This window comes from Limnoglobus roseus (genome assembly GCF_008254045.1).
GTDB classification, from domain to species: domain Bacteria; phylum Planctomycetota; class Planctomycetia; order Gemmatales; family Gemmataceae; genus Limnoglobus; species Limnoglobus roseus.
Map to the genome: position 1 here is coordinate 7,308,479 of NZ_CP042425.1, position 13,090 is coordinate 7,321,568.

The 13,090-nt window shown below is 63.5% G+C and carries 13 protein-coding genes; 9 read left to right on the forward strand and 4 right to left on the reverse strand.

The features are described from left to right. Nucleotides 1–28: 28 nt before the first annotated feature. On the forward strand, nt 29–1,267 hold the full coding sequence (locus PX52LOC_RS31435; RefSeq protein WP_149113788.1) for a hypothetical protein: 1,239 nt from the start codon (nt 29–31) through the stop codon (nt 1,265–1,267). A gap of 117 nt (nt 1,268–1,384) precedes the next feature. After that, complete coding sequence (locus PX52LOC_RS31440) at nt 1,385–2,521, forward strand: hypothetical protein (protein WP_149113789.1); 1,137 nt, start codon at nt 1,385–1,387, stop codon at nt 2,519–2,521. A 2-nt stretch (nt 2,522–2,523) separates the two neighbouring features. Here PX52LOC_RS31440 and PX52LOC_RS31445 read toward each other — a convergent pair whose 3' ends face one another. Continuing rightward, on the reverse strand, nt 2,524–4,443 hold the full coding sequence (locus PX52LOC_RS31445) for a hypothetical protein (RefSeq protein WP_149113790.1): 1,920 nt from the start codon (nt 4,441–4,443) through the stop codon (nt 2,524–2,526). A 145-nt stretch (nt 4,444–4,588) separates the two neighbouring features. Here PX52LOC_RS31445 and PX52LOC_RS31450 point away from each other — a divergent pair, with 145 nt between their 5' ends. Then, on the forward strand, nt 4,589–5,173 hold the full coding sequence (locus tag PX52LOC_RS31450; RefSeq protein ID WP_149113791.1) for a peptidylprolyl isomerase: 585 nt from the start codon (nt 4,589–4,591) through the stop codon (nt 5,171–5,173). Between the two features lie 36 nt (nt 5,174–5,209). Here the strand turns inward: PX52LOC_RS31450 and PX52LOC_RS31455 are convergent, their stop codons facing one another. Next, a complete protein-coding gene (locus PX52LOC_RS31455) occupies nt 5,210–5,536 on the reverse strand; it encodes an ATP-dependent Clp protease adaptor ClpS (protein ID WP_149113792.1) in 327 nt (108 codons plus the stop codon). 31 nt (nt 5,537–5,567) lie between these two features. Then, the gene (locus PX52LOC_RS31460; RefSeq protein WP_168219321.1) at nt 5,568–7,328 is read right to left on the reverse strand and encodes a SpoIIE family protein phosphatase; all 1,761 of its coding nucleotides are present in this window, start codon (nt 7,326–7,328) and stop codon (nt 5,568–5,570) included. Between the two features lie 202 nt (nt 7,329–7,530). Between PX52LOC_RS31460 and PX52LOC_RS31465 the strand changes: the two genes are divergently transcribed. From PX52LOC_RS31465 to PX52LOC_RS31490, 6 genes are all read left to right on the forward strand, one after another. Beyond that, nucleotides 7,531–7,803 (forward strand): hypothetical protein, encoded by a 273-nt coding sequence (locus PX52LOC_RS31465; protein ID WP_149113794.1) that lies wholly within the window; start codon nt 7,531–7,533, stop codon nt 7,801–7,803. 88 nt (nt 7,804–7,891) lie between these two features. Further along, nucleotides 7,892–8,488, forward strand: a complete 597-nt coding sequence (locus PX52LOC_RS31470; RefSeq protein WP_246173524.1) for an RNA polymerase sigma factor — start codon at nt 7,892–7,894, stop codon at nt 8,486–8,488. A 7-nt stretch (nt 8,489–8,495) separates the two neighbouring features. Further along, on the forward strand, nt 8,496–9,161 hold the full coding sequence (locus PX52LOC_RS31475) for a hypothetical protein (protein ID WP_149113795.1): 666 nt from the start codon (nt 8,496–8,498) through the stop codon (nt 9,159–9,161). An 18-nt stretch (nt 9,162–9,179) separates the two neighbouring features. Beyond that, on the forward strand, nt 9,180–10,886 hold the full coding sequence (locus PX52LOC_RS31480; RefSeq protein WP_149113796.1) for a hypothetical protein: 1,707 nt from the start codon (nt 9,180–9,182) through the stop codon (nt 10,884–10,886). A gap of 5 nt (nt 10,887–10,891) precedes the next feature. Then, the gene (locus PX52LOC_RS31485) at nt 10,892–11,332 is read left to right on the forward strand and encodes a hypothetical protein (protein ID WP_149113797.1); all 441 of its coding nucleotides are present in this window, start codon (nt 10,892–10,894) and stop codon (nt 11,330–11,332) included. Nucleotides 11,333–11,436: 104 nt separating this feature from the next. Next, on the forward strand, nt 11,437–12,057 hold the full coding sequence (locus tag PX52LOC_RS31490) for a hypothetical protein (protein ID WP_149113798.1): 621 nt from the start codon (nt 11,437–11,439) through the stop codon (nt 12,055–12,057). Between the two features lie 3 nt (nt 12,058–12,060). Here the strand turns inward: PX52LOC_RS31490 and PX52LOC_RS31495 are convergent, their stop codons facing one another. Further along, the gene (locus PX52LOC_RS31495; protein WP_149113799.1) at nt 12,061–13,086 is read right to left on the reverse strand and encodes a 3'-5' exoribonuclease YhaM family protein; all 1,026 of its coding nucleotides are present in this window, start codon (nt 13,084–13,086) and stop codon (nt 12,061–12,063) included. Nucleotides 13,087–13,090: the final 4 nt, after the last annotated feature.

Here is a 13,090-nt window from a genome sequence, read left to right on the forward strand (position 1 = left end):
CGTATCCCCGTTCACGAGGTTCCCACCGATGCGCAACCGTTTCGCGGTCGCCCTTCTCGCACTCACGCTGGCGCTCGGCACCGCCCGCGCCTGCCCGTTCTGTTCGGTCCAGGGTCAGACCCTGGCCGGCGAAGTCAACCAGGCCGATCTCATCGTCCTCGGCACCCTGAAGAACGCCAAGCAAGACCCCAACGACATCACGAAGGGCACGACCGAACTCTCCATCGACTCGATCGTGAAGGACCACCCTTTCTTGAAGGGAAAGAAGACGCTGATCCTCCCACGGTACATCCGCATTGACCCCGCCGCAGCCAACGCCCAGACGCTGGTCTTCTGCGGGCTTTACAGCACGGCGACCGACACCGCCGCTGCCGCCGTGGGGTCGACGGCCGTCCTCGTGAACTTCGACCGCTACCAACTCGACCCGTACCGCGGCGACGAGTTGGAGAAGGACAGCAAACTGCCGCAGTACCTGAAGGGGGCGTTCGCCGTCCGCGAGAAGGACGTGGTGAGCCGCCTGTGTTACTTCTTCGACTACCTCGACTCGCCGGAATCGAAGATCGCCACCGACGCCTTCTTGGAGTTCGCGAACGCCGACTATAAGGACGTTCAAGCCGCGTCGGCGAAGCTGAACATGGACAAGCTCCTCGGCTGGCTGGAAGACAAGCAAACGCCGGCGTCGCGGTTCGGCCTGTACGGGATGATCCTCGGCCACAGCAAGAAGCCGGCACACGCCGCGGCCCTCCGGGCGATCCTCGATGACCCGAAGAAGCAGTACACCAGCGGCCTCGACGGCGTCCTGGCGGGGTACATCATGCTCGACACCAAGGCCGGATGGCCGTTCCTGATGGACATCCTGACCGACGAGAAGAAGGACTTCCAGGTTCGGTACGCCGGGCTACGGGTGCTACGGTTCTTCTGGGACAACCGGCCGGACGTGGTGACGCACGACAAGATCGTGGAGGGGATGAAGGTCCTCGTCGCCCAATCGGACATCGCGGACCTGCCGATCGAAGACCTCCGCAAGTGGGACCGGACCGACGTGACCGCGTGGGTTCTGGAGAACGGCCAGAAGGAATCACACAAGCAAATTCCCATCGTCCGCCGGGCCGTCCTGCGGTTCGCCCTGACGGTCGAGGGAAAGAGCGAGGCGGCGAAGGCGTTCGTCCATCAGTCTGAGAAGGACGATGCGGAGCGAGTGAAACTCGTCCGCGAGATGCTCGCCGACGAGAAGCCGAAGCCGGCCGAGGCAACGACGATGAAGTGACGGCCACCCCGCACGCGAAAGCCCCGCCGACCGGCGGGGCTTTCTTTTTGTCGCTTCCGTCTGGACAACCCTCGCGCCCATCGGGTCTACTCTCGGTGTCACCGAGAGGGTCGAACCGTGAGAGTATGGATCGCGTTAGTGCTGGTGTGTCTCGTTTCGGGTCCCGCTCTCGCGTGCAGCTTTTGCAGCGACGGCTTCACCCGACGCCAGCCGTTGCGCGAGAAGTTCGCCGATGCGAAGATCGTCGTGGCCGGCGTGCTGAAGAACCCGATTGCCCGCGACGACGGCACCGGCACGACGGAATTTCACATCACGCACGTTCTCAAAACCGACGCCGCCCTCGGCAAGACCGCGGTCCTGACCATCCCGCGTTACCTGCCGATCGTTGCCGACACGCCGCCGGATTACGTCTTCTTCTGCTCCATCGTCGACGGCCGCATCGAGCCGGTTGACGGCATCGCGGGCGGCAAGGCGGTCAGAGACTATCTGACCGGCGTGGCGAAGATCGACGCCAAGACGCCGGCCGGAACGCGCATTGGCTACTTCTTCCGGTTGCTAGACGCGGCCGACCCAACGGTGTCGGCGGACGCCTTTCTCGAACTCGCCCGCACGACCGACGCGGACCTCGTGAAGGCCAAGGCGTCGCTCGACCCGGCGAAGATTCGCAAGTGGATCGTCGATCCGAAAGTCCCCGACGAGCGGATCGGCGTCCTCGGCCTTCTCCTCGGGCTCAGCGGGAATGGGGCCGACGCGAATTGGCTCGCCGGGGCGTTGACGACGGCGGCCCCAAGCGACCGCGTAGCGTCGAACCTCGGCGGCCTCCTGACGGGTTTGATCCTGCTGAATCCTGAGCAGGGCTGGAAACTCGCCGGCGATCTGCTGGCGTCGCCGACGCGGCCGTTCAGCGACAAGCTCAACGTGATCTCCGCGATCCGCTTCTTCCAGGCGACGCGGCCGAAGGAATCGAAGGACCACATCGTCGCGTGCCTGCGGGCGCTCATCGCCAACCGCGACCTCGCCGACCTCGCGATTGACGACCTGCGGCGTTGGGGTTGGTGGGATCTGACGCCGACGATCCTGGACGCCTTCGCGAAGCCGACGCACGCGGCACCGGTGATCCGCCGCGGCATCGTCCGGTACGCCCTTCAGTGCCCCGACGACAAGGCGAAAGCCTTCGTGGCCGGGCTGCGCACGACGGAGCCGGCCCTGGTCAAGAAGGTGGAAGACGGCCTGAAACTGTACGAGAAGAAGTAACCTCACTCCTTCGCGAACTGCCAGTTCTCGTCGAAGATGCCGGCCGCCACGACTTCCGCCGCCGCCGGATCGTCCTTCGTCGGCTTCGGCTTGATGACGGCCCAGTCGCCCAGTCGCGGATAAAGTTGCGCGTTCGTACCCTTCAGTTCGGCCTCGTGGAACGTGTGGCCACTGTTCAGAATAAGGTATTTTTCCGGCACGTTCGGGTGGGGGTAGATCAGCACCGGCAGGTGCGTCGCCGCGTCGTACTCGACGCCGTTCACGACGAGCTTTTCTGCCGTCCACTGGATCGGCAACTTTGGGAGAACCGCCTTGATGGCGGGGTTACTGCCGGGGTCGCCGAACAGGAGGGCCGAGTGTTGCTGCGTCTCGCCCGTCGGAAGCAGTCCGCGAAAATACTTATCCCACTCTCGGCCGAACCGGGCGAGCGAGGACTTCGCAAGACGATCGGTGGCCTCGGACCAACCCTTCCCGGTCGGCCCGACCACGCGGAACGGCGTGTGGAACACGTCGTCGATCGGCCCTTGCAATCCCGGTGATTTTCGCAGCACGACGTTCGCCTTCGCGGCCGCCCATTTGCCCGCGGTCTTCTCGAACGCCACGGCCGCACCGCCCGAAACGGCATCGACCGCCTGCCCGTCGATCACAACCTTCACCGGGACGTTCCCCAGTTCCTTCGCCCGCGTCAGCCGAAGCCGCGTTACGTTGATCGTCTTCACGTCGAAGCCTTCTGCCCCCTTCGCCTGGGCGTCAACGAGCGCGCGATCGTAGTGGCGTTCCAGTCCTTCCAGAACCACCCAGGAACAGGTGGGGTAGCGAAGGGTGTAGGTGACGAACCGGACGCGATTGGGGTACGCCTGCGGGCCGGCCGCGAGGTACTTCTGAAACTCCGCCTCGATCTTGGCGAGCCACTCCGGCGGTTGTTTGTGCTCCAGCCCCGGCGCGACGATGTGCGTGAACCGCAGCGGTTCCTTGAACCCTTTCAGCGCGTTCTCGATGTTGTCCGCCGCCGCTTTCTGCGGGTCGTTGCCACCCGAGTAGGCCACGATCGGCACGTCGAAGGCGTTCTCGGCGTAGTCGACCGCGTCGTAAATGTGCAGGCAACGCTCCTGGTAATCGGGCAGTTTCGGCAGCCCCTTGATGTAGCCGTGCGTGGTGGTGAAGCCGGCCCCCGGACTGATCGCCGCGAAGGCCGACGGGTGTTGGAGGCCGAGGTGCCACGTGCCGGCCCCGCCCATGGAAAAGCCACGTAGGATGACCGGCCACTCGGAAACGTCCCGAACCGTGGGAGCGGCTTCGGTGCGGAAGTTGGCGAGGGCCTCGAACACGTCTTGCTCGCCCGCCCAACGGTAGGCGTTATTCCCGCGGCCGTAGACCTCAATGACAACGTGGTCGGTCTTCGACCCGCCCTTCGCGGCTTCCTTTCCGACGATGAACCGAGATTCGGTCAGCGTCTGGTCCCGGCCGTGCAACACCACGTCGATGCGGCGAACTTTCTCGAACCCTTCCGGCACCAGCACGCTGTAGGGCTGAAGCGAGCCGTCCACCGCCGAGGCGTAGGCGCGAATTACGGCCTTGCCGCGAACGTCGCGCCACGGGGCTTGCCCCTTCGCGGCGGCCCGGGCGCGGGCCACCCCGGCTTCGATCACCGCGAGCGTTTGCTTCGGCGAATCCTTGCTGAAGAATTCGCCGTGGCGCACGATCCAGTCGGCGGCCTTCAAGTAGATGACAACGTCGTTCCGAACCCCGACCGGGACCGACGCCGGGATCGCGTCAACGGCCTTCTGCAACTCGGCCGTCTTCAATACGAGTTCCGCCAGAACGGCCTTGTCGATTGTCACGGCCTTCGGAGTCTCGAAATTCGGCTGCGCGAACGCGAAGCCGGGGAGTAACAGCAGCGTCGCGGCGAGGAGGTGTTTCACGGGTTCGTCTCGCGGGGAGGGGTCGAAGGGGTGGGGAAAGCCTATCGCTTCGGCCGGCGGATCGCAAGTCTCGACTTCCCGCCTACAATGCTTCCCACGGGGCGGACCGGCCGCCCCGGGGATTTACACACGTAGGAGACACCGCATGTCCCTGAAACTGTTCCTGGTCTGCTTCATTGGTCTGGCCGTCGTCGCCGCGAACGGCGCGCGGGCCGCGAACCCGGTGGTCGTGATGGAAACGTCCCTGGGCACGATCAAGATCGAACTCGACGAAGAGAAGGCCCCGATCACGGTCAAGAACTTCCTCAGCTACGTTGAAGATAAGCACTACGACGGCACGATCTTCCACCGCGTCATCGGCAAGGAGAACTCCGACAAGGACTTCATGATCCAGGGCGGCGGCTTCGAGTCGGGCCTGAGCCAGAAGAAGACCAAGGCCCCGATCAAGAACGAGGCGTCGAACGGTCTGAGCAACAAGAAGTACACTATCGCGATGGCCCGAACCGGCGACCCGGACAGCGCCACGGCCCAGTTCTTCATCAACGTCGGGGACAACAAGTTCCTCGACAAGTCGGCGGCCAGCGACGGGTACGCCGTCTTCGGCAAGGTGACCGAAGGCACGGACGTCGTGGACAAGATCAAGGCGGTCGAGACCGGCACCCAGAAGGGCTACCAGAACGTCCCGACGACGGACGTGGTCATCAAGTCGGTGAAGCTCGAAAAGAAGTAATCGCCAGCGGCCCCGACGAAACTTTGTCGGGGCCGCTCACTCTGCCGCCTCCAGTTCGGCCGTCATCGACCCCTGGCAGCGCTTGATCGTCGGGTCCGGTCCGTAAGCGTGAACCTGCTCCTGCTTCAACTCGGCCACTTCTTTCGCCCCCGTGAACACGATCGCCCGGCCCTGCTTGTCCACCTCGTCCGCGAGTTGGTAGCCCTTTTCGACCGGGTGGCCGAACAACTCCTTCAGCATCAGGATCACGTACGCATAAGAGTGGTCGTCGTCGTTCAACAGCACGACGTGGTAGGGGGGTTGGTGTCGCGTCTTCTGTTGGCTCTCGGCTTCGAGTTCGGGCAGCGTTGCGGTATTGCTCATCGGTCAGCCTCTACGGTCCGTCGAAAAGATCTCAGCCCCGCCCGCCCATCGCGTGCGGCCCGGTCGGGGGGACGTTCTCGACCAACCGGCCGAAGCAAACGATGGCGATGTCGTCGGTCTGCGGGCGGCCGTTGGCGTGCTGTCGGACCGCCCGGACGAGCCGCTCCCCCAACGCCTTCGGGCGGTCGATCGGCGATCCGGCGGTTGGCTTCATTATGGTCGCCGTCAGCCCCTCGTAGCCGAACATGGCGTCGGCGGGGGCCGGGGACGTGGCGTCGGTCACGCCGTCGGTGAACAGGAGGAGGGTGTCGCCCGGTAACAAGCCGATCTCGACCGCCTCGTAGGGGTACGACTCGACGATGCCGAGGGCCAGGCCACTTTGCTCGTGGGTGATGACTTCCACGAGGGTACGGTCGGTCGCCCGGAACCGCATCGGGTTCAAGTGGCCGGCGTTGACGATAGTGACGCGGTGCGTGACCGGATTGAGAACAAGCGCCGCCATCGTCACAAACCGGTCGCCGATGCCGCCGCGGATGAGTTGGTCGCTCAGGTGCTGAATCGCGGTCGGCACGTCGGGCTGCGTCATCATGCAGTACCGGGCTTCCGCGCTCAGTTTCGCCATGAGCAGCGCGGCCGGCACGCCCTTCCCGGCCACGTCGCCGAGCAGGATCGCAATCCGGCCGTCCGGCAGCGGGATGAACGTGTAGTAGTCGCCGCCCACCGTCTGGGCCGCGCTGTAGTCGCTGAAGAACTCGTACCCGGCGATGACGGGCAGCGTCCGCGGGAGGAAGTCGAGTTGGACCTTGCGGGCGATCTCGATTTCCTTCTGAAGTTTCTCCCGCGCCATCGTGCTCTCGTGAAGGGTCGCCTTTTCGATAGCCACGGTCGCCAAGTTGGCGACGATTAGCAACAGGTTCAGGTCGTCCTTCTTGAACTTCTTGCCGCGGTCCTGGGTGTCCAGTTGCATCGCGCCGATGGCCTTGCCGTCGGAATCGGTCAGCGGCACGCACATCACCGACCGGATGCGGAACTCGGCGATCGACTGGGCCGCTCCCATCGCGACGTCGCTGGAGGCGTCTTCGCTCAAGTACGCGGCCATCGACTCCATGCACTTGCGGACGATCGTCTTACTAAACCGGTGATCGTCCTGGCTGCCCTGGCGACGAACCTTGACGATCTTCGGGATGAGTTTCTTGTCCTCGGCGAGGATGATGAAGCACCGGTCGGCCTGCCGGAACACGTTGAAACTCGTCTCGGCGATGGTCGACAGGAGCGGCTCGAGTTCGAGGGCCTTCGACAGACTGATGCTAATGTCCAACAGCGCCCTCAGCATGTCCTTGGGCTGGGCGTTCAGCAAATCCGTGTCGGACCCCTTGGCCACCATGTGCTCGATACTGCTCGAATCGTTCTTCAGTTCGTCCTCTTGCGTATCCTCCAGGTTTACCGGCGGCTTGTATTCCCCCGGGAGGGGCTGCATGTGAGGGACGAAAGGCCGGTCGTCCTGGAACAAGTACTGGAAGTCGCAAATCTTGATCCGGTCGTCGTGCTTGAGGGCGTGCCGCTCCGTGATTTCGCGGTTGTTGACGAGGGTCTTGTTCCGGCTCTTGAGGTCTTCGATAAAGAACTGTCCGTTCGACCGGATGATTCTGGCGTGCTTCCGGCTGACCGCGTGATTCGGCACCACAATGCCACAAACGTCTTCCCGGCCGAGGACGACTTCGTCGGTTGACAAGAGATAACTTTGCCCGGAGCCCGTCATTCCGGGGGCTTTGATGAGTTTGAGCTTTGGCATGGTACTACCACGGGTAAGGCGCGGCGGGCCGTGGGGAAGGCACGACGACCCTGATAATTCGGGGAAATCTTCACTGATCTTACCCCTGATGCCCGCGAGATGCAAGCAACCAAGCACCGCGGTCCGCCGGAAACAGATTACCACCACCGCCGCCGTCGGGTAGAATGGTGCGGACGTCTCGACCCTCGGGAGATCGACCATCATGGCGAACAATTCGCCGCGTAAACGGAAGCCCAAGAGCCGCGTGCAAGGCATCCTGGGCGTCGGGCTGGACAATCAGGACGGCGAAAAGCGGATCACCCGGTCGGAGGAGATGGTCCTGATCGGCGGCTCGAAGGAAACCCACGAGCGGATGCAAGAGACGGCGATCCGATTCAGCGAAGGGCTGGAGAAAGTGGGCAAGAAGCTGCCCGAGATCTCGGTTAAGCAGGCGATCGACCTGCTTCGGGCGGCCCACGAGCAAACCGGGCGTTAAATCCCGCAATTTCAGACCCCGTCAAACGAATGACACGTCGCGAAACCTTTCTCCCCCGGCCGGGGTAGGACTCTGCGAGAGGTTGAACGTGACCGCCGACAGCGATGCCGAACTGGTCCGCCGGTGCCTCCTCGGCGACGCGGCCGCCATGCGTTCCCTCGTCGAACGATTCCAAACTGACGTTTACAGCGTGTGCGTGCGGCTGCTACGCCACTCCCAGGACGCGGAAGACGTGGCCCAGGAGGTGTTCATCCGCGTGTTCCGCAGCCTGAACCGCTGGGATTGCACCCGGCAACTGCGGCCGTGGATTCTGGGCATCACGATCAACCGCTGCCGGACGGCGATGTCGAAGCGGGTGCGGCGGCCGGAACTGGTCGATCACCTGCACGAGACGGCGAGCCAACAGCCGGAGGACGACAGCCACGAACTGACGGCGGAAATCCGAACCGCCGTGGACGAGATGCGGACCGACTACCGCGAAGTGTTCGTGCTGTTCCACGAGCACGGGCAGTCTTACGAGGAGATTTCGGCCGTGATCGACCGCCCCGTGGGGACGATCAAGACGTGGCTGCACCGGGCACGAACGGAAATCTTGATCCGCCTGCGGCGACGCGGTCTTGTGCCTTCAACTGACCACCCCGCCAAGAAGCAGGAAGCCGACCAAAGCGTCCCGGTAACGGGATGACCGAGCCATGAACGAGATGACCAACCCAACCTCCCCCGCCGCGGCGTGCGGCCGATTCGAAGTTGCAGTTCAGCGCGTGCTGGACGGCGACTTGCCCATCGACGCGCTGAGCGATCCTCACACCGAAAGCTGCCCGGCCTGTCGCGAAATGGCGGGGGCAACGGTCGCGCTCCTCACGGGTTTGAAGTCGTTACCGCCGGTTCTGCCGCCCGCGAACTTCGCGGACCGGGTCGTCCCGGCCGTCATCGCGGAACGCCGGCAGGCCGATTTTCGCCGGTCGGTCCGCATCGCGGTTGCGTCGTTGGCCGCTGCGGTAGTCGTGGCGTTCCTCGCGACGGAGGGGCGACAATCACCGCAGCCCGCAGTGGCTTCCCGCTCGCCGGACCCGGTTCGAATCGCGCCGCCGTCGGTCACGAAATCGTTCGCGGAGGCGGGATCGGCCGTCGTGTCGCTGACGAAGCGGGCGACGGAAGAATCCCTCTCGCCGGCCCGAAACTTGTTCGCCAGCCTCGACACGGTCCGGCCCACGCCGGCCGCCGTTCCCGTTCAAACCGATTTGCGGCCAACTTCCGCCTCGCCGGTCGAACCGATCACGAACACGGCCAAGCGGGCGTTGAACCTGTTCATCCGCGACGTCGGTGGCTTCGCGTCGATTCCCCAACAGAAGTCTTAATCGGAGCAATCGACCGCCATGCGAATGCTCGTGACCGCCGTGGTTCTGCTGGCCACCGCCCTTCCCCTCGTCGCCCAACCGACGGCCACGCCCCGCGACGAACTCTTGAGCCTCGTGCCCTCCGACACGGCCATCTGCCTGATCGTGCAGGGCGTTCGCGATCGGTCCCAGGCGGTCGCGGCCTCACCCTTGGCCGCGTGGGTCAGCCAGAAATACGGGACCGCACTCGGGGCCGCCCCCGAATTACAGAAGCTAAAGGACGTTGAGACGCTGTTCACGTCCTTCCTGGGCGTAACGCCGACCGACCTGCGAGACGACATCTTCGGTGACGCCATCGTCCTGACGTACAAGCCCGGCCCCGTCGGCAAGCCGGAGCAGGAGCAAGGGTGCGTGATGCTCAAGGCGCGCGACCCGGCGAAGCTCGCCAAACTCGTCGACCAGTTGAACAAGGTCCAGAACGCGACGAAGGAACTCACGGCCATCGTTCCGTTGAAGTACCGCGGCCAGGAGTACTTCAAGCGTGCGAAGTCGGACGACCGCAGCGAGTTCTACCTCTTGGACGACGGCCTCTTCGTGTTCGCCGCACAGGAGGCGTCGATTCACTCGGTGATCGATCAACGCCTCGCACCGAAAAACAACCCGCCGCCGATCGCGAAGTCGATCGAGCAACTGCGCGTGCAGGATGCCTTTATTCTCTGCTGGTTCAACCCGCGGAAGCTCGACACCGAGGTGAAGGCCCACATCGCCGCGGCCGGGTCGGCGAAGGAAAAGGCGGCCCGCCAACAGTTCGCGCAAATCTGGTCGGCCCTCGACAACATCGCAATTTACCTCGACGCCAAGGCGGACCTCGAGTTCGGCGTCGCGGCCGCGTACCGTGCGGACGCCCTGCCCGGCGAACTGCGGTCGTTCCTGCAATCCCGACCGAAGTCGTCCGCGTTGTGGCAGGTCATCCCCGAGGACGCGCTGCTCGCCATTGCGGGGCGGGCGACGGGTCGTCAGATCATGGACGTGCTGCTCTCGTTCACCCCGGCGGAAGACCGAGACGAGGTTCGCCAGGAGATCGAAAAGTCACTCGGCGCGGTCATCGGCCGGCAAAAGGTTCCCGACGTACTCCGCGGCATCGGTCCCGACTGGGGCGTGTGGGTGACACAACCGGGGACCGGCGGGTGGTGGCCCACCGTCACCCTCGCGGTGGGCGTAACCGATGATCCGGCGACGGTGCGGACCGCGGTCGAGAAGACGGTCGCCTTCTATTCGCAGTTTGCCCAGGTCGGCTACAACCGCGACCACGACGACCAGATCGAGTCGCAGACGGAACGACCCGTCGCGGGGCCGGAAGTCACGATCTTCTCGAACCCAAAACTCTTCTCCAACGGCTTCCTCCCCTGCTACGCTCTGTCAGAAGGGCACCTCATCGTCTCGTCGTCACCAAAGCAGGTCGCGGCCTTCCGTAAGCCCGGCGCGGTCAAGGTTCCCCCCGACGAAGCCGTGGTACTCCGCGTTTCCGGGGCCGCCCTTCAAGGCTATCTCGGCAAACACGGGAAGGAGATTGCCGAGTGGGCCGCAACTCAGCAGGATCGGCCGGTCGCCTCGGTTAACAGGGAAGTTACAACCCTCGCGGAAATTTTGCACGTCCTCGACCGCGGCGAGTTAGTCCTTCGCGGCGACGGCCAGGTGCTTCGGTGTGGCGTGCGATTGAAGTTCATCCAGCCGTTGACAAAATAGGCCGGGTGCAACCCTCGCGAACCGACGTTCACCTCGCCCGATTACTCCGCCTGATCGGGGTCTGCCTTGTCGCGGCATTGCCCGCCATCCTGCTCCCCTACACTGTCATGAATGCCCTCCACCGCGACGCTCTCCATTTGGGAGAGTTACCCGATGTGGTGATCTTGCAGTACCTGAGCCGAACGGCTTCGCTGCTGTACGCGATGCACGGGGCGATCCTCGTTTTCGTCTCGTTCGACGTGCGGCGATACCGACCGCTTATCGTAGTGCTGGGCTACCTGAACGGCTTTTACGGTCTGGTCGCGTTCACCGTCGACCTGGTCTTCGGCATGCCCCTCTGGTGGGCCGCGTGGGAAGGTCCGCTCATCATTCTGGCCGCCGTTCTCACCATCCGCCTCGCGAAGCGTGATGCCGCCGATTCTTCGGAATTGGCGCAAGTTTCCTAAAGTTCCGAGTTAGAGAGTGCAAATCGCCTCGGTACAACCTGATATGCCAACGCCGGTCCGGGAAATGCGTTGAGAATGAAGGGAAGACTTCGGAGGGAACAACAATGCGAAGCATCATCCTTGGTTTACTCGCGGTAGTCGGCCTCGCTTCGGCCACAAACAACACCTCAGCCCAGTATTACAGATCGAACGGTTACAACTACCAGTCCTATAGCAACGGTTATCAGCCGTACTCGGGCTACTACTATCCGCCGTCGGGGCTGACCAACTTCCCCAACGCCTACAACCCGTGGGCACGCTACCACAACAACAACTACAATCAGTACGCGGCCGCGGCCTACTTCAATTACATGGTGCAGTACAACAATGCCACAATTTTTAACCCCAGCCTGTATCCGGGTTACGGGCTAAGCGATTACAGCTTTCAAAACTTCGGTTTCAACCAGTTCAACGGCCTTGGTGTGAATAACTTCAATCAACCGGCCCTTCAGAAAGAAGTCGGCGGGTTCGTGGCAGTCGATCGTGCCACAGCTGTGAATCCGGTCAGCGGAACCGTTCTGAAGCCCTACCGTGGGATCGCACTGACGCGGGAAGGGACTTTCTACCACGTTCCGGGCACCGGCTCGCTCACCGCGTGGGGCACTTTCCTACCCGGCAGTGGCGTGTACGTGAACCCGCTCACGGGTACGACCTACAACCCGACCACGGGTCTGATCGCCCGATAAAGGTCAGACGCTCCGCTGTTTCAAGAGTTGCTTGTTGAGAATCGGGTCGCGTTCTGTTACCAATCCCTCGCCCGTATCTCGCGTGAGATGGCGGGCGAACATTTCGAACTTCGCGTCCAAATCATCGGCGTGGTGTAGGATCAGCACCTCCGGGATCATCGGCAACCGCGGCGAACCCCACTCCGGCCGTGTCAGGTGCGCAAGAATCACGTGTTCCAACAACTGAACTAGCTCGGCGTTAAGCCCTTCCACGCCCTTCGCGGCGTCGCGCACCAGATCGCGCGAAAGTTGAATGTGCCCGAACAGGTGGCCGGCGACCGTCGATTCTGGCGGCAACGTCGGCAGGGTGATGGTGTACTCGGCGACTCGCCCGATGTCGTGCAGTACCGCCCCCGCGACGACCAGATCACGGTTGAACGGCTTCAAATCCGGAAACCGTTCGGCGTATTGGTCCGCGAGCCAGCAACAGTTCCGCGTGACGTTGAGAACGTGTTCCAGCCACCCGCCGGGGAACGGGTAGAAGTGTCGGGCCGTCGCCGGGAGCTTCTTCAGGGGCTCCGCGTGGGCATCCAACAGACCATCGATCAGCACCTTCAACGGCTCGTCTCGGATTTCCGCCTGCACGAGTGCCTTCAAGTCGGTGAACATTGCGTCCGAATCGAACCGGGACCGCTCGATGAACTCGGCCTCGTTCAACCCGTCTTCCTTGTCCGCGGTCGTGGACTCGCGAAGTCGCACCACCTCGATTTGTGGCCCGTACTTTTCGTGCTCCGCGAACACCCCACGGACCTTGTAGATCATCCCCGCGTGCCAGTTCTGCTCGCACTCCGTGTACAGCGGGGCATCGGCCCAAATCACGCAACTGACGGTCCGCCGATGGTCGCGGAAGCGGCACGAATAGAACGGCTTGCCGTCGCGGGTCGTGCCCTTCTTCTTCTCAACGAGTAGGGCAAAGAAGTCCGACGCCGGCGGGCCGACCGCAAGTTCGTGGAGTTTGGCGACCGGCGGCCGGGGCTTATCGCGGGCCATGAGG